Origin of the sequence: Kribbella speibonae (assembly GCF_004331375.1) — a bacterium.
GTDB lineage: Bacteria > Actinomycetota > Actinomycetes > Propionibacteriales > Kribbellaceae > Kribbella > Kribbella sindirgiensis.
The window spans coordinates 255,386-278,779 of record NZ_SJKC01000001.1; the positions used below are offsets into that span (position 1 = coordinate 255,386).

Here is a 23,394-nt window from a genome sequence, read left to right on the forward strand (position 1 = left end):
CTGCCGTCCAGCTGGATCGGACCTGGGGAGGATTGTGTGCCGAATCGGGTAGAAAATCCTCCCCAACCCCGCCTCCTGCGTGAACCTGCTCTTGACCCACTTCCTGCGTGTCGCGCGAAAACAAGCACGCTTGATTCTTTTTCTCACCCGTGGGACGCTCGGCTGGACGAGCCCCTTGCGAGGGAGTGCAGCGTGCGACTGGACGAAGTGCTGGCGGATCTTTGGGCCGAGAGTGCGGAGCTGGATCGGCTGGTGGGTGGGTTGGCCGCTGGTGAGTGGGCGACGCCGACGCCGGCCGAGGGGTGGACGATCGCGCATCAGATCGCTCACCTGGCCTGGACCGACGAGGCGACGCATCTGGCCGCGACGGATCCCGAGGCATTCAAGGAGTCGCTGCAGGTCGCGGCCGCGAGCCCCACGACGTACGTCGATGACGGTGCCGCGGAGACTGCCGCGCTGCCGCCGGACCAGCTGCTGACGTACTGGCGTGAGACCCGGGCCGAGGTTGCCGAGGCGCTGAAGAAGGTGCCGGCCGGCGAGAAGGTGCTGTGGTACGGGCCGCCGATGAGCCCGACGTCGATGGCGACCGCGCGGCTGATGGAGACGTGGGCGCACGGGCAGGACGTGTTCGACGCCCTCGGCGTACAGCGGCAGCCGAGTAACCGGCTGCGGCACGTCGCCCACCTGGCGGTCCGCACGCGTGACTTCGCGTACCTGCTCAACAACCGCACGCCGCCCGCCGAACAGTTCCGCGTGGAGCTGACCGGACCGGACGGCGACCTGTGGACCTGGGGTCCGGAGGACGCCGGCCAGCGGGTGACCGCACCGGCGGTCGACTTCTGTCTGCTCGCCACACAACGCCGCCACCGGGACGACCTGGCGGTGCGGGCCGAGGGCGCGGACGCCGAGGAGTGGATGGGAATCATCCAGGCCTTCGCCGGTCTGCCCGGAAAGGGCCGTAAGGCAGGACAGCATGACTGAGCCGATCCGGATCGGGAACGCGTCCGGCTTCTACGGGGACCGGTTCAGCGCGGTGCAGGAGATGCTGACCGGTGGGCCGCTGGATGTGCTGACCGGGGATTACCTGGCCGAGTTGACGATGCTCATCCTCGGCCGGGACCGGCTGAAGGACCCGGGACTCGGGTACGCGAGAACGTTTCTCAAGCAGCTCGAGACGGGTCTGGGTGAGGCGCTCGATCGAGGTGTGAAGATCGTCAGCAACGCGGGCGGGCTGAACCCGGCCGGTCTCGCGGAGGCGATCACCGAGCTGGCCGATCGGCTCGGGCTGCAGCCGAAGGTCGCGTACGTCGAGGGCGACGATCTGCTGCGCCGCGCCGCCGAACTAGGGTTCAACCAGCCGCTGACCGCCAACGCCTACCTCGGCGCTTGGGGGATCGCGGAGGCGTTGCAGGCCGGGGCGGATGTGGTGGTGACCGGTCGGGTCACCGATGCGTCCGTGATCGTCGGACCGGCCGCGGCGCATCACGGCTGGAAGCGGACGCAGTACGACGAACTCGCCGGGGCCGTCGTCGCCGGGCACGTGATCGAGTGCGGCTGCCAGGCCACTGGCGGGAACTACGCGTTCTTCACCGAGATCCGGGACTTCGGGCGCCCGGGCTTCCCGATCGCGGAGATCCACGCGGACGGCAGCAGCGTGATCACCAAACACGACAACACCGGCGGCGCGGTCACGATCGACACGGTCAAGGCGCAACTGCTGTACGAGATCACCGGCGCCCGGTACGCGGGTCCGGACGTCACGACGCGCCTCGATGCGATCGAGCTGGACGAGGACGGTCCCGACCGGATCAAGATCTCGGGCGTGCGCGGTGAGGCCCCGCCGCCGACGTACAAGGTCTCGCTGAACAGCGTCGGCGGGTTCCGCAACGAGGTCGACTTCGTGCTCACCGGACTGCAGCTGGAGCAGAAGGCCGAGCTGGTGCAGCAGCAACTCGAGCAGGCGTTGCCGAAGCGGCCTGCCGAGCTGACGTGGACGCTGGCCTGGACCGAGAAGCCGAACGCCGAGTCCGAGGAGGAGGCGAGCGTCTTCCTGCGCTGCGCGGTCAAGGATCCGGATCCGAAGGTGGTCGGCCGCGCGTTCAGCAACGCCGCGGTCGAGCTGGCGCTCGCGAGCTACCCGGGATTCCACGTCACCGCGCCGCCCGGCGACGGTTCGCCGTACGGCGTCTTCCGCGCTGGGTACGTCGACATCCACGAGGTGCAGCACGTCGTCGTACTGCCGGACGGCTCGCGGCACCCGATCGAACCGGCCGCTGAGACTCGACCGCTGCAGCCGGTCGACGACATCGAGGCGCCGATGCCGTTGCTGCAGCTCTCGAGCGGACCGCCGCGCACCCGCGAGGTTCCGCTCGGCCGGATCGTCGGCGCGCGCTCGGGCGACAAGGGCGGCGACGCGAACGTGGGTGTGTGGGCCCGCGACGAGAAGTCGTGGCGCTGGCTCGCGCACACCCTCACGGTCGAGCTCTTCACCGAGCTTCTCCCGGAGACGCAGCCGCTGATCGTCACGCGGTACCTGCTGCCGAACCTGTGGGCGATGAACTTCGTCGTCGAGGGTCTGCTGGGCGAGGGCGTCGCGGCACAGGCACGGTTCGATCCGCAGGCGAAGGCGCTGGGTGAGTGGCTGCGGTCGCGGTACGTCGACGTACCGGAGGTGCTGTTGTGAACGACTTCCGGGAGTCGGTGCGGCGGTTCATGGCCGCGGAGGTGTTGCCGCATCTGGATCAGTGGGAGCGGGACGGCGAGCTGCCGCGGGAGTTGCACAAGAAGGCCGGCGCACTGGGGTTGCTGGGCGTCGGGTTCCCGGAGGAGGTCGGTGGCGGGGGCGGGTCGCTCCTCGACGCGATCGCCGTCGTCGAGGAGATGCATTACGCGGGCGGGTCCGGTGGACTCGTCGCCTCGCTCCTGACCTGCGGTATCGCACTTCCCCACATCGTTGCTGGCAGCAATCAACAGCACGTCGAGCGGTGGGTGCGCCCCACGTTGGACGGCGAGCTGATCGGGGCGCTGGCGATCACGGAGCCTGGCGGCGGGTCGGATGTCGCATCCATCCGTACGACGGCGCGGCGCGAGGGTGATGTGTTCGTGGTGAACGGCGCGAAGACCTACATCACATCAGGTTGGCGCGCGGACTTCGTGACCACCGCCGTACGGACCGGTGGGCCTGGAGCGCACGGGATCAGTTTGCTGGTGATCGAGCGCGGTACGCCGGGGTTCGCGGTGTCGCGGAAGCTGGAGAAGATGGGGTGGTTGTGCTCGGACACGGCTGAGCTTTCGTTCACGGATGTTCGGGTGCCGGTTGAGAATCTGGTGGGGGTTGAGGACTCCGGGTTCGTGCAGCTGGCGGTGAACTTCGTGGCGGAGCGGCTCACGCTGGCTGTGCAGGCGTACGCCGGTGCGCAGCGGGCGCTCGATCTGACGGTCGAGTGGTGTCGTGCTCGCGAGACGTTCGGGCGGCCGTTGATTTCGCGGCAGACGGTGCAGCACACGCTGACCGAGATGGCTCGGCGGATCTCCGTGGCGCGGGTCTATGTGCACGAGGTGGCGCGGCGGGCGGGCGCGGGCGAGGACGTGATCGCGGAGACGTGCTTCGCGAAGAACACCTCGGTCGAGGCCGGGCAATGGGTGTGCGACCAGGCGCTGCAGTTGCACGGCGGGCTCGGGTACATGCGGGAAGCCGAGGTGGAACGCCAGTACCGCGACCAGAAGATCCTGGCCATCGGTGGCGGCACCACGGAAATCCTGACCACACTGGCTGCGAAACGACTGGGGTTCGCATGAACAACTCCGTTACGTCCGAAGATTCGAGTGCTATGGACCTCAGTTCTTCGGACGCAAGCAATCGGCGGGCGATGGAGGAGAAGCTCGCTGCGCTTGACGTTGAGCATCAGAAGGCGCTGGCGGGTGGCGGGGCGAAGTACGTCGAGCGGCATCACAAGCGCGGGAAGCTGCTCGCCAGGGAGCGGATCGAGCTGCTGATCGACCCGGACTCGTACTTCCTCGAACTGTCGCCGCTGGCCGGCTGGGGTTCGGACTTCACGGTCGGCGCCAGCCTGGTGACGGGGATCGGCGTGGTCGAGGGCGTCGAGTGCCTGATCACCGCGAACGATCCGACCGTCAAGGGCGGTGCGAGCAACCCGTGGACGCTTCGCAAGGCGCTCAGGGCCGACGAGATCGCGCGGGCCAACCGACTCCCGGTGATCAGCCTGGTCGAGTCCGGCGGCGCGGATCTTCCGACCCAGAAGGAGATCTTCATCCCCGGCGGGGCGATGTTCCGGAACCTGACCCGGCTGTCGGCCGAAGGGATCCCGACGATCGCGCTGGTGTTCGGCAACTCGACCGCGGGCGGTGCGTACATCCCCGGCATGAGCGACTACGTGGTGATGGTCGACGGCGGAGCGAAGGTGTTCCTGGCCGGGCCGCCGCTGGTGAAGATGGCGACCGGCGAGGACGCGGACGACGAGTCGCTCGGCGGCGCGGCGATGCACGCGCGGACCTCCGGCCTGGCCGACTACTTCGCGGTGGACGAGCCGGACGCGATCCGGATCGGGCGGCAGATCGTCTCGCGGCTGAACTGGCGCAAACAGGGTCCTGCGCCGAAGCCGTCGTACGACGAACCTCTGTATGACGCCGACGACCTGCTCGACATCGTGCCGGGCGATCTGAAAGTTCCGTTCGATCCGCGGGACGTGGTCGCTCGCGTGGTGGACGGGTCGGTGTTCGACGAGTTCAAGCCGCTGTACGGGTCGTCGCTGGCGACCGGATGGGCGTCGGTGCACGGGTACCCGGTGGGGATTCTCGCGAACGCGCGCGGGGTGCTGTTCAGCGAGGAGTCGCAGAAGGCGGCCCAGTTCATCCAGCTCGCGAACCGGTCCGATACACCGCTGATCTTCCTGCACAATACGACCGGGTACATGGTCGGGCAGGAGTACGAGCAGGGCGGGATCATCAAGCACGGCGCGCAGATGATCAACGCGGTGTCGAACTCGAAGGTCCCGCACCTCTCGATCCTGATGGGGGCGTCGTACGGCGCCGGGCACTACGGGATGTGCGGGCGGGCGTTCGATCCGCGGTTCCTGTTCGCGTGGCCGTCGGCGAAGTCGGCGGTGATGGGTCCGCAGCAGCTCGCCGGCGTGCTGTCGATCGTCGCGCGGGCGGCCGCGGAGGCCAAGGGGATGCCGTACGACGAGGACGGCGACCGGCAGATGCGCGCGTACGTCGAGGGTCAGATCGAGGCGGAGTCGCTGCCGATGTTCCTGTCCGGCCGGTTGTACGACGACGGCGTGATCGATCCGCGCGACACCCGAACGGTTCTGGGCATCTGCCTGTCCGCCATCCACTCCGCCCCGGTCGAAGGTACGTCGTCCTTCGGCGTCTTCAGGATGTGAGCCCGATGATCACCTCTGTACTCGTGGCCAATCGGGGCGAGATCGCTCGGCGCATCTTCCGCACCGCCCGATCGCTCGGTCTGTCCACGGTCGCCGTCTACTCGACCGCGGACGCCGGGATGCCGTTCGTGGACGAGGCGGACGCCGCGGTGCATCTCCCCGGGAACGCCCCGGGTGACACGTATCTGCGGGCCGATCTCATCATCGACGCGGCCCGGCGGGCGGGCGCGGACGCCGTACATCCCGGGTACGGGTTCCTGTCGGAGAACGCGGCGTTCGCGCAGGCGGTGATCGACGCGGGGCTGACGTGGATCGGGCCGCCGGTGGATGCGATCTCGTCGATGGGGTCGAAGATCGAGGCGAAGAAGCTGATGGCGGCGGCCGGGGTACCGGTCCTCGCCGAGCTGACCCCGGCCGCGGTGGCGGCGTCCGATCTGCCCGTGCTGGTGAAGGCGTCGGCCGGTGGCGGCGGGCGCGGGATGCGGGTGGTTTCGCGGCTCGAGGACCTTGCCGCCGAGATCGACGCGGCGTCGGCGGAGGCGTTGTCGGCGTTCGGGGACGGGACTGTCTTCTGCGAGCGGTACCTGGCGACCGGGCGGCACATCGAGGTGCAGGTGATGGCCGACCGGCACGGCACCATCTGGGCGGTCGGCGAACGCGAGTGCTCGATCCAGCGCCGCCATCAGAAGGTGGTCGAGGAGGCGCCGTCGCCGCTGGTCGAACGGATTCCGTCGATGCGAGCGGAACTGTTCGACGCGGCCCGGAAGGCGGCCGCGGCGATCGGCTATGTGGGCGCCGGGACGGTCGAGTTCCTCGCGGACGAGAGCGGCAACTTCTACTTCCTCGAGATGAACACGCGCCTGCAGGTGGAGCATCCGGTGACCGAGGAGACGACCGGGCTGGACCTGGTCGAACTCCAGTTCGCCGTCGCCGCGGGCGAGCACCTCCCACCCGAACCGCCGCCCACGGTCGGCCACGCGATCGAGGTCCGGCTGTACGCCGAGGATCCGCTGCACGACTGGCAACCGCAGACGGGAACGCTCCACCGCTTCAGGCTGGAGCGAGAGATTCGGGTCGACTCCGGGGTGGAGGACGGGTCGGAGGTTTCGCCGTACTACGACGCGATGCTGGCGAAGGTCATCGTGTCCGGGCCGGATCGTACGGCGGTCGCGCGCCGGCTCGCCGGCGTACTGGAACGCGCGACGATCCACGGGGTCGGGACGAACCGCGAGTTGCTGGCGTGGATCCTCCGGCACCCGGCGTTCCTCGCGGGGGACACAGACACCGCGTTCTTCGACAAGTACGGGGTGGGGCCGGGGACCGATGACGCGGTGGTGCGGGTGTCGGCGCTGGCGGCTGCGCTCGCGGACGCGGCCGGTCGGGAGGTGCCGGTGCGGGTGCCGAGTGGGTGGCGGAACCTGCCGTCGCAGCCGCAACGCAAGAGCTACCGGGTCGGCGATGCGGTGCATGAGGTCGAGTACCGGCTGACGCGGGACGGGTTGGTTGTGGACGGCAACATCACGCTCCTGGACAGCGGCCCGGAGCGAGTGGTGCTGGAGGTCGACGGCGTACGCCGGGTGTTCGGCGTCGCGGCGTACGCCGGGCTCGTGTGTGTGGACTCGTCGCTCGGGAATGTGAGTCTGACACCGGTGGAGCGGTTCGTGGATCCGGCCGATCAGGTGGCCGCCGGGTCGTTGGTGGCGCCCATGCCGGGGACCGTGATCCGGGTCGGCGTCGCGGTCGGTGACGTGGTGAAACAAGGACAGCCGCTGCTGTGGCTGGAGGCGATGAAGATGGAGCACACGATCGCCGCCCCGGCGGACGGCGTCGTCGGCGAGTTGACGGTGGAAGCAGGACAACAGGTCGAGGTCGGCGCCGTATTGGCCGTGGTTGGGGAGGATGCATGAGCTTCACCGAGTCCGAAGAGCGTCGGGAGCTGCGGAAGGTCGTCAGCGAGCTCGGCAAGAAGTACGGCTACGAGTGGTTCAACCAGCAGGCCCGTACTGGCGGGCACACCACCGAGCTGTGGCTGGAGGCCGGCAAGCTGGGGTTCCTCGGCGTGAACCTGCCCGAGCAGTACGGCGGCGGAGGCGGCGGTATGGCCGACCTGTCGATCGTGCTCGAGGAGCTCGGCGCGGCCGGCTGCCCGCTGCTGATGATGGTCGTGTCCCCGTCGATCTGCGGCACCGTGATCTCCCGGTTCGGCACCGACGACCAGAAACGGCAGTGGCTCCCAGGACTCGCCGACGGTACGACGATCATGGCGTTCGCGATCACCGAACCAGACGCCGGCTCGAACTCGCACCAGATCACCACCACGGCCCGCCGGACCGACGACGGCTGGTCGCTGACCGGGCGCAAGGTGTTCATCTCCGGACTCGACGTCGCGAAGGCGGTCCTCGTCGTCGGCCGCACAGAGGACGCGAAGACCGGGAAGCTCAAACCGGCGCTCTTCATCGTCCCGATCGACGCGCCCGGTGTGGAGTTCCAGCAGATCGAGATGGATCTGATCAGCCCGGACAAGCAGTACGCGTTGTTCCTGGACGACGTACAGCTGCCGCGGGAAGCGCTCGTCGGGTCCGAGGACGCGGCGCTGATGCAGTTGTTCGCGGGGCTCAACCCGGAGCGGATCATGGCGTCCGCGTTCGCCATCGGCATCGCGCGGCACGCGCTGGGCAAGGCGACGGCGTACGTGAAGGAACGGCAGGTCTGGAAGGCCCCGATCGGTGCGCACCAAGGCCTCTCGCACCCGCTCGCCCAGATCAAGATCGAGCTCGAACTGGCGCGGCTGATGATGCAGAAGGCGGCCGCGCTGTACGACGCGGGCGACGACATGGGCGCGGGCGAGGCCGCGAACATGGCGAAGTACGCCGCCGGTGAGGTCGCCGTACGGGCTACTGATCAGGCCGTGCAATCGCTCGGCGGGAACGGTATGACAGTCGAGTACGGCGTCGCGTCGCTCGTCGCGGCCGCCCGCGCGACCCGGATCGCGCCGGTCAGCCGGGAGATGATCCTGAACTTCGTGGCACAACACAGCCTGGGACTGCCCAAGTCGTACTGAAGGAGTGGGGCAATGATCATCACCAGTGAGTTCCCGCCCGTCGAGGTGCTCGACGTACCGATCCACGACGCCGTTCTCGGCAGAGCCCAGGAGTACGGCGACCGGCCCGCGATGGTCGACGGCGTCACGGGCAAGGAGCTGAGCTACGCCCAACTGGACCACCTGACCCGTCGGGTCGCGGCCGGTCTGGCGGAGCTCGGCATCCGGCACGGTGACGTGATCGCGCTGTACAGCCCGAACACGATCCTTTATCCCGTGGTGTTCTACGGCGCTACCCGCGCCGGCGCGACCGTGACCACGGTGAACGCGCTCTACACCGCGGACGAATTGCACAAGCAGTTGATCGACTCGAAGGCGAAGTTGCTGGTGACGATTTCGCTGTTCCTGCCGGTCGCGACCGCGGCGATCGAGGGGACCGGCGTCTCGGAGATCTTCGTCTGCGATCAGGCCGAGGGGTACCGGTCGGTGCAGGAGTTGTTCGCGTCGACAGGTCCGGAGCCGTCGGTGCAGATCGACCCGGCGGAGGATGTCGCCGTACTCCCATACTCCAGTGGGACCACCGGCGCGGCCAAGGGCGTGATGCTGACGCACCGGAACATCGCGACGAACATCGCGCAGGCCGAGGCCACGATCAAGCTGGGCGAGAACGAGCGGGTCATCGCGATCCTGCCGTTCTTCCACATCTACGGGCTGACCGTCCTGATGAACCTGCCGCTGCGGCTCGGCATCACGGTGGTGGTCCTGCCGAAGTTCGACCTGGAGCAGTTCCTGACCACGCTCCAGGACCAGCGGATCACGCGGGCGTTCGTCGCCCCGCCGGTGGTTCTGGCGCTGGCGAAGCACCCGGCCGTCGACTCGTTCGACCTGTCCGCGCTGCAGCACGTGATGTCGGCCGCGGCGCCGTTGGACGGCGAGTTGGCCGAGGCCTGCGCGAAGCGGCTCGGTCTGCATGCGGTGACGCAGGCCTACGGGATGACCGAGCTGTCGCCCGGTACGCACGCCGTACCGCAGGACGACCCGGAGCCGCCGCCGGGCGCGGTCGGCAAGCTGTTCCCGTCCACCGAGATGCGGCTGGTCGGGGCCGACGGCAACGACGCGGACGAGGGCGAGATCTGGATCCGCGGGCCGCAGGTGATGAAGGGGTACCTCGGGCGGCAGGCGGAGACGGACGCCACGATCGACCCGGACGGCTGGCTGCACACCGGCGACATCGGACGGGTGGACGCGCGAGGCTACCTGTACGTCGTGGACCGGGTGAAGGAGCTGATCAAGTACCACGGGTACCAGGTACCGCCCGCGGAACTGGAGGCCGTGCTGCTCACCGACGACCGGATCGCGGACGCGGCCGTCATCGGGGTCAGCGCGGACGGGAACGAAGTACCCAAGGCGTTCGTGGTGCCGATGCCGGGGGTGACGCTGACCTCGGAGGACGTCATGGAGTACGTCGCTGCGCGGGTGGCGCCGTACAAGAAGGTCCGGCAGGTGGAGTTCATCGACGCCGTACCGAAGGCTGCGTCCGGGAAGATTCTGCGGCGGGAGTTGCGGGCTCGCGAGGCTGCCCGTGAGTGAGGTGCTCAAGGCACCCCAGCAGGACCGGTCGCGGGCGACGCGGCAGCGGTTGCTGGAGGCCTCGGTCGAGTCGCTGGCCGAGGTCGGGTACGCCGCGACGACGGTCTCGGTCGTCGCGGCGCGGGCCGGGGTGTCGCGAGGCGCGGCGCAGCATCATTTCCCGACCCGGGCGGACCTGTTCGCGGCCGCGGTCGAGTACATGACCGAGGTGCGGCTCGCCGAGATCCGCGCGCAGGCTGCTGCGTTGCCGAGCGGGGCGGGGCGTACCGAGGCGATCGTCGGGATGCTGGCGGATGTGTACACCGGTCCGCTGTTCCGCGCTGCACTGCACCTGTGGGTGGCGGCGTCGACAGAGGAGGCGTTACGGAAGCAGATCGTTCGGCTGGAGTCACATGTGGGGCGGCAGGCGCACCGGGCGCTGCTCGACGTACTCGAGGTGAACGAACGGACGCCTGGTGTGCGGGAGACCGTGCAGGGCGTGCTGGACATGGCGCGCGGTTTGGGGCTGGCTGACCTGCTGACGGACGACAGCGCGCGGCGGAGAGGCATCGTGCGGCAGTGGAGCCGCATCCTCGATCAGGCCCTGCGTGACCCTGGTGTGTGACCGAAGGCGCTCTTGAACGTGTCGATGAACGCACTGGTCGACGCCCAACCACAGCGGTGCGCCACGCGAGTCACCGACTCTCCTTCCGCTAGCAGCCGGAGAGCCTCGTGCAGCCGCAGTTGGGTTCGCCACTGCGGGAAGGTCATCCCCAGGTCGGTTCTGCACAGCCGGCTGAGAGTTCGTTCACTCGCACCTACCTCCCGCCCGAGCTCCGTCAGAGTCCTGGCCTCAGCTGGGTTGTCCCGCAACAGGTCGCAGACGGCTGCGAGCCGGGCATCACGGGGTGCAGGCAGATAGCTGGGCCGCTGAGGCGACCGCCGCAGCTGGTCCAGTAGTACTGCGCGCAGGCGCTGTAACTCATCTGGGTGGCTATCTGCAGGACCTGTGTACGTGAGGATCAGTTCGCGGAGGAGTGGACTGACTACGAGAGCTGATGGGGCCTCGAGTGCGAGGGGGTTCTCCTCCAGGCCGATGGTGTGGAGGGTGGTCTCGCCGTACGCGCGGTGTTGGTGGAGGGTGCCTGCCGGTATCCAGATCGCTCTGGTGGCGGGGGCTACCCAACTGCCGGCGTCGGTGGTGACGGAGAGGACGCCGCGCCCGGCGTACACGATCTGGTTCCGGTCGTGCCAGTGCGGCTCGATCCCGCCACCGGCCTGGATCGGCCGGTGGCCGGTCGTCGCGGGACGTTGGCGGGTTTCCGGCATCACTTGGCATTTTATCGGAAGCCGGACAGGCCACCCGGCAGTGACGATCGACAGGTGAAGAGATCGATCGGGCTGATGGCCACCGGCCACGCGTGCGTGGACATCTACCAGGGCTGCGTGCCGGCGCTCGTACCGTTCCTGGTCGCCGAGCGCGGCCTCGGGTACGTCGCGGTCTCCGGCATCACCCTCGCCGCGACCCTGCTCTCCTCGGTCGTCCAGCCCGTGTTCGGCGTACTGACCGATCGCCGCCCGCTCACCTGGCTGATCCCGGTCGCGATGACCACCGCCGGACTCGGCATCGCCCTCATCGGCGTCGGGCAGACCTACTGGCTCATGTGGCTGGCGGCCGCGCTGTCCGGGCTCGGCGTCGCGGCGTACCACCCGGAGGCCGCCCGTATGGCCCGCGTCGTCAGCGGCGGCAGCCATGTCGGGATGAGCTGGTTCTCGGTCGGCGGGAACGTCGGGTTCGCGCTGGCGCCGGTCCTCGTCACCCCGATCATCGCCGTGGGCGGGCTGTCGCTGACACCACTGCTCGTCGTACCGGCGCTGGTCGGCGCCACGATCACCACCTGGGCGGTCCGCTCGCGCACCGCAGTCGCCGTCACCCGCGGCGGTGGTGAAGGGACGGACGACTGGCCGTCGTTCCTGCGGTTGTCGTTGATCATGGTCTGCCGGTCGATCGTGTTCGTCGGCCTCGGCACCTTCATCGCGCTGTACGCCGGCCAACGCGTCGGCGGCGGTACGACAACCGGCGGGATCGCCCTGTTCGTCCTGTTCGCCGCCGGCGCACTCGGCACCCTCCTCGGCGGCCGCCTCGCCACACGCTACGGACGAGTCCGCACCCTACGGACGTCGTACGCGGTCGCCGTCCCCGCGATCGCCTGCCTGGTCTTCGTTCCCGGACCGGCGTTCTTCGGCTTCCTCGCGGCGACCGCGATCGCGATGTCGATTCCGTTCTCGCTGCACGTGACGCTGGGCCAAGACTTCCTCCCCGGCCGGGTCGGCACCGCCGGCGGCATGACCCTCGGCCTCGCTGTCAGCATCGGCGGCGTCGCCACCCCACTCCTCGGCACGATCGCCGAACACACCTCACTACGCCTCGCCCTCAGCACCCTCATCGCCTTGGTCCTGTGCAGCACCTTGATCGGCTACGCCCTCACCGAACCCGCCACGGAGTGACAGGGCCTAACGGCGAGCGGCGCGTTCGGCGATGCGGAGGTCTACCTTGGCGGCGAGCAGGTCCGGTGAGCACTCGGCCAGGTGGTCGCGGACCAGGAGGTGGATGAACGAGTACTGCGCATGTCCGGTGCGGGCCAGCACGTAGCGGTCCGCGGCGTACTGCAGGAAGGCGCGACGGTGCCACGGCAGGTACCCGGACCAGCGCAGCAGCGAGTCATGCAGCAGCCGGGACAGCGGACCGGCGAGGACAGGCGGTCGGCGACGCCAGGCCTTCGCAGCGACCGTGCCAACCACGATGCCCGCGACCGCCTCCAGTTGCGGCGACGCCAGGTCCGCTCCGAGGAGCACTGCGACCAGGAAGGCGGCAACAGCTCCGCCGGCGACCCACGGGTCCATCCGCCACCCCTTGTCGGCTGTCGTGGGGACGTGGTCGGTCGGCAGCGACTTCACCATGCGGATGCCTTGCGCAACCAGCAGCCCGACCGCTACCCCACTCGCGAAGGCGGTCGGGTCACCGAGGCTCAGGGTGATCCAGCTGGCCACCACGACCACAGCCACCCGTACGCCGAGGAGCAGCCGCCTCCGGTTGTTGTGGTTCACGATCAGCTCGACGCCATAGGCCCCCGCGATGAGAGCAGCTTCGACAAGGAGCGCCGGCTTGGCCGTGAGCAGCTCGACCAGTCCGAGGGCGGCGACGATCACGACGACAGTGATCGCCGTACCGCCGAACAGGATGAGCAGAAACAGCAGTACGCGGTCCGGTCCGCTCCCTTCGCGTTTCTGCCAGGGATGCGGCAGCAGATGCACGAGCAACAGGGCAGAGCCGGCCGCGGCGAGTCCCGCCAGCGCGCCGTACTGCGCGACCATCACCAGGGTCACGCCGGCAGTCAGTGCGGCGAACAGTGCGGGCAAGCACACCGCATGCGCGAGGTAGTCCACCCCCGGCAGCGACAACCCGTACCAACCGTCAGGCATCATCCACCGCGGTACGGCGGTACGGTCACCGGCACGTTTGCGGGTCCACCAGGCCAGACACCACAGGCGGCGTACGGCGGTCTTGGCGTCGTACTGTCTCGCGGTCTGGCGGTCCCGGGCGAGGACTTCGCAGATGTAGGTGTCGAAGAGTTCCCGGCGGAGGTCGGCCACGCCTCGGGCGATGACGTCCTCCGGCGCGCGGTTCCGGTACGCCAGGACCATGACGTTCAGCATCAGTGGTGAGTTGACCAGCTCCCAGAGCGCGTCGTCCTGCTCGATCGCGGCCCGGGCACCGTCGAGTGCTGGTCCGACGGTGGCGAAGTAGTCGAGGACCTGTTCTTTGGTGAGCGGTCTGATGTGCACAGCGCCGAACAGCTTCAGCTGGTGTGGGAGCCGTTCGTAGTCGTTCGTTCTGCAGGTGACGGCGAGCTGAGCGATCCGGTAGTTGTGGCGGAGCTCTTCGAGGACCGGTGCGAGCTTGGCGCGACTCGGCTCGGCGATCTCGTCCAGTCCGTCCAGCAGGAGGGTCAGGTGCCCGTCACACAACCAGGTGCGTCCCACAGCAGGCGGGATGCCGTAGCGGTCGTCCAGTTCGTAGAGCAGCCAGCGGACGAAGCCTGCGAGCAGTGAGCTGTCGTTGGGGTCGTCGCCGTTGCTGTGCGATGTCTCGGCTGTCCAGCCGGCCAGGTCGACCACGACTGGCATGGGCTGGTCCTTGTCGACCTGTGCTTGCTCTGCGAGGTTCTGGGCGAGGTCGAGGAGCAGAGTGGTCTTGCCGGCACCGGGTGCGCCGAGGATCAGCATCGAGTCCTGCAACTCGTCGAAGACACCGGCGATGTCTGCCTCGTTCGGGACCTGCCGCGGCGCGCTGTCGAGCGGCTGGACGAACAGATCGTACGGGCGGACCACCACGCCCGGGTGCTCGTCCAGCGCCAGGGCGACGCGAGTGCGCCAGGCGAGTGAGCTGGTCCGGCGTTCGGAGTAGTACCGGTCGATGCGGGCGATCGCGTTCGTGCGGTTGCGCGGCTGGTCGGCGGCCCTGCTCGAAACGGTCGGCAGACGGCGGTCGCGGAGTTCGAACAGTGCGGTCAGGACCGCGACCACCCAGAGCACCCCGATCGCCGGCCACACCCAATCGACGTACGGCTCGAGGAACGCGGGCGCGGTGCCGCCGGTGCCGACGTTGATCGCGATCGGCAGCAGGACCAGACCGAGCGAGACAGTCACCACGAGCACGACGCCACGCAGCAGTGCCCGCATCCTCACCCTCGGAGCGTAACGGCCCGTGAGCCCACCGTCGCCGCCGCGCGTGGCGCTCGGCTACTCGTCGAACTTCCGGTAGGAGGCGTCCAGCTCGCGGACCTCGGCGGAGGCGTGCAGCGTGACGCCGTCCTGCGGCGCGATGTACTTGCGCAGCAGCTCCAGCGTCGCCTCCGTCAGCCGTGCCTTGATCTCCTCGGTGCGGCCGGGAAGGAGCCCGATCGTCACCTGCACCAGAGCGTGCCGTGCGTCCGCGCGATCGTCGTACCCGTAGGCGGACAGGTTGTCGTACCTGATCATCGTCTTGCACGCCTCGGGCTTGGCGGCCGCGATCTCCACGACCCCCTCGTGCAGCGCGCGGGTGAACCCGTCGACGTCGAAGGCGTCCTCCACCGGGTGCGAGTAGTCGATGGTGATCTGCGGCATGGGTGCTCCTGTTCTACGGTGGACAGCAGCACCCTAACCTCGTCGCGTCACATACATTGGTCAGTGATATGACTACTGAGCGGATCGACCGGACAGGTGTGGGACTTCGCTCGGAGCGAGGGCCGATTCTGCTCGCGGTGATGCTGAGCGTCGGGCTGGTCGCGATCGACGCGACGATCCTCGCCACCGCCGTACCGTCCGTCGTCGCCGACCTCGGCGGATTCACCCAGTTCCCGTGGCTGTTCTCGATCTACCTGCTCGCGCAGGCCGTGTCGGTGCCGATCTACGGCAAACTCGCTGACCAGCGCGGCCGGAAGCCGATCATGCTGCTCGGCGTCGGGTTGTTCCTGCTCGGGTCGGTGCTGTGCGGGTTCGCCTGGAGCATGCCCGCGCTGATCGCGTTCCGGCTGATCCAGGGACTCGGCGCCGGCGCGATCCAGCCGATCGGGATGACGATCGTCGGCGACATCTACACGGTCGCGGAGCGGGCCAAGGTGCAGGGCTACATCGCCAGCGTCTGGGGGATCTCGTCGTTCGTCGGCCCGACGCTCGGCGGCGTGTTCTCGGACTTCATCTCCTGGCGGTGGATCTTCTTCGTGAACATCCCGCTCGGGATGGCGGCCGCCTGGGTGCTGGTCCGCCGGTTCGACGAGAAGGTGGCGGACAAGACCAGTCACCGGATCGACTACGCCGGCGCGATCCTGCTCGCGGTCGGCGGTTCGCTGCTGCTGCTCGGGTTGCTCGAGGGCGGCGTGATGTGGGACTGGGATTCGGCGGCGAGCATCGTGATCCTGGCCGCGGCCGTCGTCCTGCTGACCGCGTTCGTGCTGGTCGAGCGGCGCGCGGCCGAACCGATCCTGCCGCTGTGGGTACTCGGCCAGCGGGTCCTGAACTCGGCGAACTCGGCCGCGTTGCTGATCGGGTTGCTGATGATCGGGCTGTCGACGTACGTGCCGCTGTTCGCCCAGAGCGTCCTCGGTACGTCGGCCCTCGTCGCCGGGTTCACGCTCGCCGCGATGACGCTGGGCTGGCCGATCGCGGCGTCCCTCGCCGGGCGGATCTACCTGCGCGTCGGCTTCCGTACGACGATGTCGATGGGCGCACTGATCGTCGTCCTCGGATCCGGCGTACTGCTCACGGTCAACGCCACGAGCGCCGTACTGCACCTCGCCGCGGCCTGCTTCATCATCGGCATCGGGCTCGGGTTCTCCGCGTCCCCTTCGGTCGTCGCGGCGCAGTCGTCCGTCGAGTGGCAGACACGCGGCGTCGTGACCGGGGCGAACATGTTCGCGCGCTCGGTCGGCAGTGCGGTCGGGGTCGCGGTCTTCGGCGCGGTGGCGAACGGGGTCGTCGCAGCTCGCCTGGGAGACGACCACGCGGACCTGGAGAAGGTTCCCGCCGGGGTCCTGGCCCCCGCCATCCACGACGTCTACTACGGTGCCGCCGCAGCCGCCCTCCTCCTCGTCGTAGCCGTTCTCTTCATGCCCAACCGAATTACCGAGCACCCCGTCCGCTAGCTCAGTAGGTTGGGTCCATGCGCGCGGTCGACTGTGTCGGGGCACTGATCCAGGACGCGGAGCATCGCGTCTATCTGCAGCGGCGTACGGCGGACCGGCGGTTGCTGCCGGGGATCTGGGACATCGTCGGTGGGCACCTGGAGGCCGGCGAGACGCCTGAGCAGGCGCTGGCGCGGGAGGTCGAGGAGGAGACCGGCTGGAAGGTCCGCGACATCGTCCGGACCGTCGCGGACTGGGAATGGGAGTGGGAGGGCCGGGTACGGCGTGAGGTCGACTACCTCGTCGCCGTCGACGGAGACCTCACCCGGCCGCGCCTCGAAGCCGGTAAGCACGACGCGTCCGCCTGGGCTGGACCGGGCGACCTCGACCTGCTGATGGAGAACCGGACCGACGGCGACCGGCGGCTGCGGGACCTGGTGGCGCATGTGGTCCGGACGCGCTTCACCGACCGCCTCCGACTGGAGCCGATCACTGGCCCGAACGGCGTACTGCCCGGACACGGACCGGACCTGATGCAGCTGTACGCGGACCCGTGGGTGGCCCGCTGGTACGACATGACCCCAGCTCAGGCCGCCGACCAGGTCCCCGAACTCCAGGCCGGCTGGGACCGTGACGGAGCCGGCAAGTGGATCGCCTACGACCGCTCGACCGGTGAGTTGGCCGGACGTGGCGGACTCTCCCGGATTCCCGCCGGCACGCCGACGGCCGAGGCGATCGCCGCGCTCGTCGGACCGAATTGGGCCGGCCTCGAACTCGGCTGGGCCCTGGTGGAGTCCGCCCGCGGACGAGGCCTCGCCACCGAGCTCGGGCGGGCCGGCCTCGACTACGCCTTCACCACGCTGAACGCCACCTCGGTCATCGCCTTCACCGAACAGGTCAACACCGCATCCCAGGCGGTCATGAAGCGCCTAGGCATGCAGTACGCCGGCGAAATCCGCGCGGAAGGCTGGGCTGCCGACACCCCCGACGTACAACCAACCGCCCCCTTCGCCGTCTACGTGATGAACCCGGCGGTCCGTGCACAGGAGGTCGACGAGGTTGTGGACAACGCGGTGCGCTGGGCCGAGGACCGGCCGGACCTCCGCGGGCTGGCGATGGTCGGCTCGTGGGCGCGTGGTGCCGCTCGGATGACATCGGACGTCGACCTCGTCGTGCTGACCGACTCGCCGCGGACCTACCTCGAGAACGACGACTGGCTCGCCGCATTCGGCGCTGTCGCCGTCGTACGCCGGCAGCAGTGGGGCCCGCACCTCACCGAGATCCGCATTCAGCGGGCATCCGGGCTGGAGGTCGAGATCGGTATCACCGCGACGGCCTGGGCCGCAACCGAACCGGTCGATCCGGGGACGCGCCGAGTGGTGACGGACGGCGTCCGCGTGCTGCACGACCCCGAACAGCTCCTCGCCGCCCTGGTCCGGGCCTGTGGCGGACCAGAAGCGGACATCTGAGCGCTCTCCGGTGAGAAATCGCCGCGGGGTGCCAGAAATGTTCCGCAAAGGCGGCTCAGCGGTCCAGGGCGGTCACGAAGCGGGTCAGGAGGGTTGCGAAGGTTGCGCGGTCGTCGGCTGTCCAGTCGGCCATGGCGGTGGCGAAGTGGGTGCGGCGGTGGGTGTGGACTGCTTCTAGTTGGGCTCTGCCTGCGGGGGTGAGGGCCAGGTTGGTGCGGCGGCCGTCTGCCTGGTCGGCTTCTCGGCGGATCAGGCCGGCGGCTACTGCGGCGGCGACGAGTTTGCTTGCGCGGGGCTGGTCCACGCCTAGGGCGGTGGCGATGCCGTTGACGCCGACCGGGGTGGGACCGGCGGCTTCGATGGCGTCCAGGACCTCCTGGACCGGGTCGGGTCCGCCGGACTCGACCGCGAACGTACGGCGGGTCTGGCGCCGGCGGATCGCGATCATCGCCGCCTCGACCTCGGCGACCGGGTCGGTCTTGTCCATACCTGACTCCAACTATATGCTCGTTGACATGTATATGTCAGATGACAACAAGCCTATCGGCTGGTGGCTGAAGGAGGTCGACCGGCTGCTCGAGGAGTCGTTCGAGCGGGTTCTCGCCGACGACGGGCTCACCCGCCGCCAGTGGCAGGCGCTGAATGCTGCGGCCGGACAGGAGACGATCGCCAAGGCGCTGTCGCCGTTCCTGTCCGGCGCCGAAGAGGTCGCCGCGGTGACCGGGCCGCTGGTTGAGCGTGGCTGGCTGGACGGCGAGACGCTCACGGCTGACGGTGAGCGAGGGCTGCGGGCGCTGACCGGGAAGGTGCAGGCGCAGCGGCGGCGGGTCACGGCCGGGGTCTCGGACTCGGAGTACCTGGCGACGATCGACGTACTGCGCCGAATGGCCGCCAACCTGGCGTGACGGCGCCGAATCGGGCATGAAAAGGCTCCGAGTGTGACCGCCCAGGCGCGGCGGTCACACTCGGAGCCGGCCACCTCAAGGGGGAGGTTCCCGGTGAGGTGTCGGGAGCCTCCGGTGTCCTACCGCCCAGGACACTCGGCCCTGCCTGGCCCGAGGTGTCGGCCAGGAGGTGGGGTTGGAACGGCTGGGCGGCGGCGATACAGGGACTCAGCCGCCAGGCCCAGCCGGGTCGGGTGGGCGGTGCGGTCCGGAGCTGAGGAGTGCTCCAGACCGCACCTTTGGGTTTCGTCCGGGACTGAGGAGTGCCACGGACCTTCCAAGCGCCGACCCTGAACGTGAGGAGACTCCAGGGTCAGCAGACCGGGTCTGAGGAGGACCCGGAAGCGGACGGGTGTTTCAGTCGGTTGAGTCGAGCGGCCCGAGCAGGTCGTTCGTCACTTTGAGACCGGCGAAACGGCGCCGCATCGCCTGTTCGTAGCGGGCCGCCAGGGGCGCCTCCGCGACGTACTGCGCGATCACGTGCTCGCCGAACCAGACCCGGACTCTGCGCCGGTGCTGTCTCGACGTCATTTCCGCGATGGTCACAACCTCTCACCCCGTAACTCTCAGGCCTTGCAACCAGTTGGACTTACTGGTTGTCATGGCAGTAATGGTGCACGAGCCCAACGTGACCGCTCTAGGACCTGGACCGGACCTTTGCCGGACCTCTTCCGGTCCTCTCGCGGACATCTGGGGGACAGCACCTTGTCGTGGGGCACAAGTCGAGACAACGTCTGACTGACGTGAACGGGAGGAACGATGGCGGGTAGGTACGCGCCAAAGACGGTCCTGGCGCACCTGATCCAGCGCCGGAACCAGACCTACTCCGAGATCGTCGCCGAGTTCGTCGAGCTGGGTGGAACCATCACCGAGCGGCACCTGCGTCGCCTCGCATCGGGCGAGCGCGCAGGGACCACTCCTCAGACCCGGCGCACCCTGCAACGTCTGTTCGGCAAACCGGTCGAGGAACTCCTCGCGCCGTACCTGCCGGAACAGACCGCCCAGGTGGTGCCGGCACCTGCCGCGAGTGGACGGATCACGACAGGTAATGAGATGGAGGTTCTCGACATGGCTGCCAGCCGCGCGAGGGCATTTGCCCTCGCGGCCCAGTCCGGTCTCGGAAGCGAGGCCATGGAACAGGTGTACGACGACGTACGTCACGCCGCCCAGGCGTACCCGCAGCGCCCCCTCCCGGAGATCCTCGGCCAGCTGGTCGAGACCCAGGACCTGGTGTTCGGACTGCTGGAGAGTCGCCAGCGCCCGGAGACCCACCGCCAGCTGTACTTCCTGGCCGGCGTCACCGGCGGCCTGCTCGCGAAGGCCTCCCACGACCTCGGCAACCCGCACGCCGCGCTGACCCAGGCACGGACCGCGTTCATGTGTGCCGACAACGCCGACCACCACGGCCTGCGCGCCTGGGTGCGCGGCCTGCAGTCCCTGGTCTCCTACTGGGCAGGCAACCCGCACGACTCGGTGCGGTACGCGCAGCTCGGCGCCGGGTACGCCGAGCAGGCCAACAGCACCACCAGCGTCTGGCTGCCGGTCAGCGAGGCCCGCGCCTGGGCCGCGCTCGGCAACCCGGAGGCCACCCGGGCCGCGCTGGAGCGCGCCGAAGAGGCGTGGAACTCGGTGCACAATGACGACCTGGACGACATGGGCGGGCTGTGCACGTTCGGCCGCAACCGCCAGCTGTACTACGCCGCGGACGCGCTCGCTCAGCTGCCCGGTGAGGTCGACCAGGCCCAGCGGTACTCGAGCCAGGCCGTCGACGCGTACACCGACCAGAACCACCCGGAGTGGGCCTTCGGCGACGCCGCCGGCAGCCACGCCGCGATGGCGATCACCCGGATCGCGAGCGGTGAGCTGGACGGCGCGGCGGACGCGCTGGCCCCGGTGCTGACGCTGCCGACCGAGCGCCGGATCAACGGCGTGGTGCACTCGGCCCGCCGGGTCCACCAGGCCCTGCGGCAGTCCGGTCGCGCCGACGACGCCCGGGAGCTCCAGGAGGAAATCGAGACCTTCACCCGGACCCCGATGCAGACCTACCCCCGGTAGCCTGCCCGGATGGAACCGCTCCACGGGACCCTGACCGTCTTGCGTGAATTCCGGACAACCGACCTCGACGACTACCTGGCGATCGCCGGCGACGACCGGGTCACCACCTGGATGGCGTTCGACAGCTACGACCGCGCCAAGGCCGAGCAGAGCCTGGCCGCGATGGTGGCGCGGGCCGCGCAGGAGAACCGTCCCGACTACATGCTCGCCGTGACCCGGCCGGACGACGATCGCGTGATCGGGTTCGGCCGGATCGCGCCGAGCGGGTCGTGGACCGCCAAGCTCGGCTACGCGATCGGCGCGGACCACTGGGGGCACGGGTACGCGACGGACGCGGCCCGGGTGCTGCTGGAGTTCGCCTTCGGCACGCTCGGCACGCACCGGGTCACGGCCGCGATCGGCCCCGAGAACGAGGCGTCGATCGCGGTCGTCAAGCGCCTCGGCTTCACCTACGAGGGCCATCTGCGCGACCACGTCTTCACCAACGGCGCCTGGCGCGACTCGCTGCTCTACTCCCTCCTCGAAGCCGAACATTCACCCAGGAGTCACTCACAGCCTTGACCTGGTTTGTCAGGACCAGCAAGGTTGCGCGTCATGGTGACGCAACAGGTGCCGGAGTGGGCCGATCCGGCGATTCCGGATCAGGAGCTGGATCCGCAGGGGGTGTCGCGGCGGACGCTGATGCGCGGGGCCGGGCTGCTCGGGGCGGGGTTCGCGGCGGCCGCTGTGACGACGCAGGAGGCGGCTGCGAGTACGGCGTACCCGGACGGCGATCCTGAGCTCGTCTATCTGGTCGGGGACCATCACGTCCACAGCAGGTACAGCCACGACGCGAAGTACGACTTCAGCCAGCTCGCGCAGCGCGGTGCGCAGTACGGGCTGGACTGGATGGCGTTCACCGAGCACAGCAACTTCGGCCATGCCGACAAGGGTGCGGCGGCCGAGAACGCCGAGGTCCTGAAGGCTCGCACGGAGAACCCGCGGATGCTGATCTTCCAGGGGCTCGAGTGGTACATCCCCGCCGCGGAGCACGGCACTGTCCTCGTGGCCCCCGGTGCCAACAACGTCGCCCTGCTCCAGCAGTTCGAGCGCGAGTACGACGGCAAGCTGACGGGCCGCTCCGCCGACACACCGGACAACGAACTGCACGCCGTCAGGGCCCTGCAGTGGTTGGCGGCGCAGAAGCAGGCGCGGTACGTCGACGACGTACTGGTGCTGGCCAACCACCCGCTGCGTCTCGGCATCGACGCACCGCACGAGCTGCGCGCCTGGCGGGACAGCGGTGTCTGTATCGGGATGGAAGGCGCCCCTGGTTCCCAGGGGGACGCAGACCCGGCGTGGGTCGCGTACCGCGGGGCGACGCGGGCGCAGCGCGGTGAGTACGTCAACGCACCAGGCAGCGGCAGCTACGCCGGCTACCCGGCTGACGCGTACCGGACGTACGGCGGCTTCGACTGGGCGACCGCGACCGTTGGCGGGCTGTGGGACAGCATGCTCGCGGAGGGCCGGTTGTTCTCGATCACGTCCAACAGCGACAACCACCGGACCATCTGGGACACCTGGAAGGACGGGGAGTTCCCGACGGGGCAGAACTTCGACAGCCTCGGGTGGAAGCCGTCGCCGACGGACTCCGGCGTACCGCAGCCGGGCAGCGACTTCTGGCCCGGTCAGTTCAGCAGGACCCATGTCGGCGTCACCAGGTACGGGTACCTCGAGGTGATGGCTGCGCTGCGGGCAGGACGCGTTTGGGTGGACCACGGGCAGCTTGTGGACGGTATCGACGTACGGCTGGCACCTGTGGGTTCAAAGCAGTCCGTGACCCTTGGCGGGCGGCTGCGGGTCCACAGGTCGCAGCGGCTCGAGCTGCGCGTCAGAGTGACCAGTGCGTCCCGGCCGAACTACCACGGTCTGCTGCCGAAGCTGGCACACGTGGACGTCATCCGTGGCGCGGTGACCGGTCCGGTCACGGCTAAAGACACCTGGAAGGCTCCGGACACCAGAGTGGTCGAGCAGGTGGATGTCCGGAACCGCAAGGGCACCTATGAGCTCCGCATTCCGCTGGGGCGGGCAGAGCGATCGCACTACCTGCGGGTGCGGGGGAGCGACGGCCGGCGGAACGGGGTTGGGTATCTGGGCAGTGCAATCGACCCGGCGGGGCCGATTCAGCACCCGGACAACGACGGCGATCCGTGGCTCGATACCTGGCTGTACACCAACCCGATTTTCGTCGACGTGGTCTAGTGGTGG

20 protein-coding genes are annotated in these 23,394 nt (G+C 69.0%); 15 read left to right on the forward strand and 5 right to left on the reverse strand.

Annotated features, from left to right (window positions below):
• The first annotated feature begins 192 nt into the window (after positions 1-192).
• Genes E0H92_RS01320 through E0H92_RS01355 form a run of 8 tightly spaced genes read left to right on the forward strand, consistent with a single transcriptional unit; the run spans position 193 to position 10,639 of the window.
• Entirely contained in the window at positions 193-981 is a 789-nt protein-coding gene (locus E0H92_RS01320; protein WP_131495113.1) for a TIGR03084 family metal-binding protein, read from the forward strand.
• Complete coding sequence (locus E0H92_RS01325; protein ID WP_131495114.1) at positions 974-2,683, forward strand: acyclic terpene utilization AtuA family protein; 1,710 nt, start codon at positions 974-976, stop codon at positions 2,681-2,683. The genes E0H92_RS01320 and E0H92_RS01325 overlap by 8 nt, the downstream gene beginning before the upstream one ends.
• Positions 2,680-3,798, forward strand: coding sequence for an acyl-CoA dehydrogenase family protein (locus E0H92_RS01330; RefSeq protein ID WP_131495115.1), 1,119 nt, complete (start codon positions 2,680-2,682; stop codon positions 3,796-3,798). The genes E0H92_RS01325 and E0H92_RS01330 overlap by 4 nt, the downstream gene beginning before the upstream one ends.
• 32 nt (positions 3,799-3,830) lie before the next feature.
• Positions 3,831-5,405 carry an acyl-CoA carboxylase subunit beta gene (locus E0H92_RS01335; protein ID WP_131495116.1) on the forward strand — a complete coding sequence of 525 codons (1,575 nt, stop codon included), beginning with the start codon at positions 3,831-3,833 and terminating at the stop codon, positions 5,403-5,405.
• 5 nt (positions 5,406-5,410) lie between these two features.
• Positions 5,411-7,312, forward strand: a complete 1,902-nt coding sequence (locus tag E0H92_RS01340; protein WP_131495117.1) for an acetyl/propionyl/methylcrotonyl-CoA carboxylase subunit alpha — start codon at positions 5,411-5,413, stop codon at positions 7,310-7,312.
• On the forward strand, positions 7,309-8,466 hold the full coding sequence (locus E0H92_RS01345) for an acyl-CoA dehydrogenase family protein (protein WP_131495118.1): 1,158 nt from the start codon (positions 7,309-7,311) through the stop codon (positions 8,464-8,466). The genes E0H92_RS01340 and E0H92_RS01345 overlap by 4 nt, the downstream gene beginning before the upstream one ends.
• 12 nt (positions 8,467-8,478) lie before the next feature.
• Positions 8,479-10,035 carry an AMP-binding protein gene (locus E0H92_RS01350; RefSeq protein WP_131466931.1) on the forward strand — a complete coding sequence of 519 codons (1,557 nt, stop codon included), beginning with the start codon at positions 8,479-8,481 and terminating at the stop codon, positions 10,033-10,035.
• A complete protein-coding gene (locus tag E0H92_RS01355) occupies positions 10,028-10,639 on the forward strand; it encodes a TetR/AcrR family transcriptional regulator (RefSeq protein ID WP_131495119.1) in 612 nt (203 codons plus the stop codon). The genes E0H92_RS01350 and E0H92_RS01355 overlap by 8 nt, the downstream gene beginning before the upstream one ends.
• On the opposite strand, the gene E0H92_RS01360 is transcribed toward E0H92_RS01355, so the two are convergent.
• The gene (locus E0H92_RS01360) at positions 10,612-11,343 is read right to left on the reverse strand and encodes an AraC family transcriptional regulator (RefSeq protein WP_131495120.1); all 732 of its coding nucleotides are present in this window, start codon (positions 11,341-11,343) and stop codon (positions 10,612-10,614) included. The genes E0H92_RS01355 and E0H92_RS01360 overlap by 28 nt on opposite strands.
• 54 nt (positions 11,344-11,397) lie before the next feature.
• Between E0H92_RS01360 and E0H92_RS01365 the strand changes: the two genes are divergently transcribed.
• Positions 11,398-12,522, forward strand: coding sequence for an MFS transporter (locus E0H92_RS01365; RefSeq protein WP_238173263.1), 1,125 nt, complete (start codon positions 11,398-11,400; stop codon positions 12,520-12,522).
• Positions 12,523-12,528: 6 nt separating this feature from the next.
• Here E0H92_RS01365 and E0H92_RS01370 read toward each other — a convergent pair whose 3' ends face one another.
• Both E0H92_RS01370 and E0H92_RS01375 read right to left on the reverse strand, forming a co-directional pair.
• A complete protein-coding gene (locus E0H92_RS01370; RefSeq protein WP_238173400.1) occupies positions 12,529-14,757 on the reverse strand; it encodes an NACHT domain-containing protein in 2,229 nt (742 codons plus the stop codon).
• Between the two features lie 60 nt (positions 14,758-14,817).
• Positions 14,818-15,183, reverse strand: coding sequence for a 5-carboxymethyl-2-hydroxymuconate Delta-isomerase (locus tag E0H92_RS01375; RefSeq protein WP_131495121.1), 366 nt, complete (start codon positions 15,181-15,183; stop codon positions 14,818-14,820).
• A gap of 68 nt (positions 15,184-15,251) precedes the next feature.
• Here E0H92_RS01375 and E0H92_RS01380 point away from each other — a divergent pair, with 68 nt between their 5' ends.
• Both E0H92_RS01380 and E0H92_RS01385 read left to right on the forward strand, forming a co-directional pair.
• Positions 15,252-16,700 (forward strand): MDR family MFS transporter, encoded by a 1,449-nt coding sequence (locus E0H92_RS01380; RefSeq protein ID WP_131466935.1) that lies wholly within the window; start codon positions 15,252-15,254, stop codon positions 16,698-16,700.
• 17 nt (positions 16,701-16,717) lie between these two features.
• Positions 16,718-18,148, forward strand: coding sequence for a GNAT family N-acetyltransferase (locus E0H92_RS01385; protein ID WP_131495122.1), 1,431 nt, complete (start codon positions 16,718-16,720; stop codon positions 18,146-18,148).
• A gap of 55 nt (positions 18,149-18,203) precedes the next feature.
• On the opposite strand, the gene E0H92_RS01390 is transcribed toward E0H92_RS01385, so the two are convergent.
• Positions 18,204-18,635, reverse strand: coding sequence for a MarR family winged helix-turn-helix transcriptional regulator (locus E0H92_RS01390; protein ID WP_131495123.1), 432 nt, complete (start codon positions 18,633-18,635; stop codon positions 18,204-18,206).
• Between the two features lie 28 nt (positions 18,636-18,663).
• On the opposite strand from E0H92_RS01390, the gene E0H92_RS01395 reads away from it, so the two are divergent.
• On the forward strand, positions 18,664-19,053 hold the full coding sequence (locus tag E0H92_RS01395) for a MarR family transcriptional regulator (protein WP_202873488.1): 390 nt from the start codon (positions 18,664-18,666) through the stop codon (positions 19,051-19,053).
• A gap of 396 nt (positions 19,054-19,449) precedes the next feature.
• Here E0H92_RS01395 and E0H92_RS43990 read toward each other — a convergent pair whose 3' ends face one another.
• A complete protein-coding gene (locus tag E0H92_RS43990) occupies positions 19,450-19,623 on the reverse strand; it encodes a hypothetical protein (protein WP_165549662.1) in 174 nt (57 codons plus the stop codon).
• A 228-nt stretch (positions 19,624-19,851) separates the two neighbouring features.
• Between E0H92_RS43990 and E0H92_RS01400 the strand changes: the two genes are divergently transcribed.
• From E0H92_RS01400 to E0H92_RS01410, 3 genes are read left to right on the forward strand one after another with little or no spacing between them, the layout of a single operon-like run.
• Positions 19,852-21,147, forward strand: a complete 1,296-nt coding sequence (locus tag E0H92_RS01400) for an NsdA family TPR-like regulatory protein (RefSeq protein WP_131495124.1) — start codon at positions 19,852-19,854, stop codon at positions 21,145-21,147.
• Between the two features lie 9 nt (positions 21,148-21,156).
• Positions 21,157-21,708: a GNAT family N-acetyltransferase gene (locus tag E0H92_RS01405; protein WP_131495125.1), complete on the forward strand. Its 552-nt coding sequence runs from the start codon at positions 21,157-21,159 to the stop codon at positions 21,706-21,708.
• Positions 21,709-21,741: 33 nt separating this feature from the next.
• Positions 21,742-23,388, forward strand: a complete 1,647-nt coding sequence (locus E0H92_RS01410) for a PHP domain-containing protein (protein WP_131495126.1) — start codon at positions 21,742-21,744, stop codon at positions 23,386-23,388.
• The last annotated feature ends 6 nt before the right edge of the window (positions 23,389-23,394 follow it).

Coding starts and splice junctions, on each gene's coding strand:
- E0H92_RS01325 (WP_131495114.1), top strand. CDS start 974: ATGACTGAGCCGATCCGGATCGGGAACGCGTCCGGCTTCTACGGGGAC.
- E0H92_RS01335 (WP_131495116.1), top strand. CDS start 3,831: ATGGACCTCAGTTCTTCGGACGCAAGCAATCGGCGGGCGATGGAGGAG.
- E0H92_RS01340 (WP_131495117.1), top strand. CDS start 5,411: ATGATCACCTCTGTACTCGTGGCCAATCGGGGCGAGATCGCTCGGCGC.
- E0H92_RS01345 (WP_131495118.1), top strand. CDS start 7,309: ATGAGCTTCACCGAGTCCGAAGAGCGTCGGGAGCTGCGGAAGGTCGTC.
- E0H92_RS01350 (WP_131466931.1), top strand. CDS start 8,479: ATGATCATCACCAGTGAGTTCCCGCCCGTCGAGGTGCTCGACGTACCG.
- E0H92_RS01360 (WP_131495120.1), bottom strand. CDS start 11,343: ATGCCGGAAACCCGCCAACGTCCCGCGACGACCGGCCACCGGCCGATC.
- E0H92_RS01370 (WP_238173400.1), bottom strand. CDS start 14,757: ATGCGGGCACTGCTGCGTGGCGTCGTGCTCGTGGTGACTGTCTCGCTC.
- E0H92_RS01375 (WP_131495121.1), bottom strand. CDS start 15,183: ATGCCGCAGATCACCATCGACTACTCGCACCCGGTGGAGGACGCCTTC.
- E0H92_RS01380 (WP_131466935.1), top strand. CDS start 15,252: ATGACTACTGAGCGGATCGACCGGACAGGTGTGGGACTTCGCTCGGAG.
- E0H92_RS01385 (WP_131495122.1), top strand. CDS start 16,718: ATGCGCGCGGTCGACTGTGTCGGGGCACTGATCCAGGACGCGGAGCAT.
- E0H92_RS01390 (WP_131495123.1), bottom strand. CDS start 18,635: ATGGACAAGACCGACCCGGTCGCCGAGGTCGAGGCGGCGATGATCGCG.
- E0H92_RS01395 (WP_202873488.1), top strand. CDS start 18,664: ATGTATATGTCAGATGACAACAAGCCTATCGGCTGGTGGCTGAAGGAG.
- E0H92_RS43990 (WP_165549662.1), bottom strand. CDS start 19,623: ATGACGTCGAGACAGCACCGGCGCAGAGTCCGGGTCTGGTTCGGCGAG.
- E0H92_RS01400 (WP_131495124.1), top strand. CDS start 19,852: ATGGCGGGTAGGTACGCGCCAAAGACGGTCCTGGCGCACCTGATCCAG.
- E0H92_RS01405 (WP_131495125.1), top strand. CDS start 21,157: ATGGAACCGCTCCACGGGACCCTGACCGTCTTGCGTGAATTCCGGACA.
- E0H92_RS01410 (WP_131495126.1), top strand. CDS start 21,742: ATGGTGACGCAACAGGTGCCGGAGTGGGCCGATCCGGCGATTCCGGAT.